The sequence below is a fragment of the Candidatus Pelagibacter sp. genome (assembly GCF_052049815.1).
GTDB lineage: Bacteria > Pseudomonadota > Alphaproteobacteria > Pelagibacterales > Pelagibacteraceae > Pelagibacter.
In genome coordinates this window covers 1-2,327 of sequence record NZ_JBNGZG010000079.1, presented here as the reverse complement: position 1 = coordinate 2,327, position 2,327 = coordinate 1, and the positions used below count along the sequence as shown (strand labels likewise).

Here is a 2,327-nt window from a genome sequence, read left to right as displayed (position 1 = left end):
AAATAAATTTGAAATATTTATATTTGCATTATTATTAACTTTTTTTTCGTCAGGTAAATTCTATTATTTGATATTTTCTTTTATTCTATTTTGCTATTTTTTTTTGAAAAATAAAAATGACTGGAAAAATATTATTCTATATTTTTTTATAAGTTTCTTATTAGTATATTCTCCTATTTTTATAATAAAGCATATATATTTTGGTAATATAATAGCTCCCTTTTTTGATGAAATTTTAGGAAATGGTTTAGAGTCTTACAAAGCTTTTCAAAATTCAATTAGAACTTCGGAAGGTTGGATCTCTAATCCAGGTGAAATTTCTCAATACTTAAGGCCTTTTATTTCATTTAAAATAAATTATTTATCAAGCTCTTTAGGTCTAGTTTTTTTAATTATGTTATTAGATTTTAAACTTTTAAAGAGTACATTCTTTATACCTTTAATTATTATTTTGAGTATTTTTTCTACAGGACAAGCTTTACCAAGATATTTTTTTGAAGCATTTTTGATTCTTGCTTATTATTTTTCATCTCAAAACAAAGTTGTTAAATTTTTCATATTTTCACAAGTTTTTGTAATTACCTCAATTGCGTTAATGTATATTTATTTATCATATATCAAATACAATGTGATTTATGATGTAAAAAAATATATGAATAATTTTAGTTACTCATATTATAATCATAAACAAATAAATAAAGTAAACTTGGACGGTAATATCTTGGACTTAAGCCTAGATAGACAATCAATTTTTTTTAATGAAAATATTTTTTCTGCGAGATATCTGAATATACAAAATAATTATAATTTAAATAATAAAAATAACTTAAAAAATTTTTTAAAAAAAAAATCAATAAAATATATAATTACGGATGATATTAAAAATTTACCAAATTGCATAGAATTGAAACAAATTGATACAACATACAGAAAAATAGCTGTGAGAAACTTTTTAATTAATTCAAAAAAAAACTTGTACAAGGTGTTTAAAATTAATAATAACTGTTAGAAACTTATGGAGAAAAAAAATGTCAGATGATTATACAAAACAATATTTAAATGCTGATCTGCTTGAATTAAAAGACAAATTTGGTGATGACAGAGGATTTATACAGCCTCTTTGTGATTTAAATATGAAAAGTGCTTCTTTAATATATACAAAACCAAATCAGTGGAGAGCAAATCATTACCATAAGGAAGACTGGCATTTTATTTATGTGATGAAAGGTGAATTTGAATATTATTTTAAAAGGACTGGTGTTGATGAAAAAATACAAAAAAAAATTATTACAAAAGGTCAGCTTTTATTTACAGGTCCAATGATAGATCATGCGATGCTATATACAAAAGAAACAGAAATTTTAGTTGTTAGTAAAAACCCAAGAGATCAAAAAACTTATGAGGAAGATACTGTAAGAATTGATTTTATGGATGACACTAAAAAATTCTAGCCTTGAGCAAAAATTATAAAATTAGAAAAAATTGTGTTTTATGTGGAAGCTCAAAACTAAAAGAAGTTTTAAATTTTAAAAATACACCTCTTGCTAATTCATATGTTTCAAACTTAAATCAAAAAGAAAAATTTTTTCCTTTAGTTTGTGTTTCTTGCGATGAATGTAAACATTTACAATTAAAATACATTATAAATCCAAAATTAATGTTTGAAGATTATATGTATGTCAGTGGAACTTCTCCTGTATTAATAAAACATTTTGAAAATTTTTATCTTAAAATAACAAAAAAATTTAAATTAAATAAAAAAATAGATAAAATATTAGATATTGCTTGCAATGACGGTACATTTTTAAACTTTTTTACTCATAATAAATTTAAAAATGTAGTTGGTGTAGAGCCTGCAAAAAATTTAAGAAATTTAAATTTAAAAAAAAAGATAGATATAAATACGATTTTTTTTAATTATCAGAATAGTTTCAAGCTAAAAAAAAAATATCAATCATTTAAGATAATAACCGCAAATAATGTATTTGCACACGTTCCTGATTTAAAAAATTTTGCCTGTGGAGTTAAAAATATTTTATCTAATGATGGCATATTCATATTTGAAGTTTCTTACCTAAAAGATGTAATAAAAAAATTAACGTTTGATACTATTTATCATGAGCACATGTCTTATCACTCATTGAAACCTTTGATAAATTTTTTTAAAAATATACAGATGCAAGTAGTTGATTTTGATTTGATTGAAGCTCAGGGTGGATCAATAAGAGTTTATGTAACTCATAAAAATTCATTTAAAATTAATAAAAAAAAAATTAAATCTCAAATTGAAAAAGAAACTATTTTTGGATTATTCAAAAAAAATATTT

General features: G+C 22.0%; 3 protein-coding genes. All 3 read left to right on the top strand.

Annotation, left to right across the window (positions count from 1 at the left end):
• A partial coding sequence (locus ACTT9D_RS07225) for a hypothetical protein (protein WP_440931108.1) occupies window positions 1-1,009 on the top strand: 1,009 nt, incomplete at its 5' end.
• 19 nt (window positions 1,010-1,028) lie between these two features.
• Complete coding sequence (locus ACTT9D_RS07220) at window positions 1,029-1,451, top strand: cupin domain-containing protein (RefSeq protein WP_440931107.1); 423 nt, start codon at window positions 1,029-1,031, stop codon at window positions 1,449-1,451.
• A gap of 2 nt (window positions 1,452-1,453) precedes the next feature.
• Window positions 1,454-2,327, top strand: an 874-nt coding sequence (locus ACTT9D_RS07215; RefSeq protein ID WP_440931106.1) for a methyltransferase domain-containing protein, incomplete at its 3' end; no start/stop codon positions are given.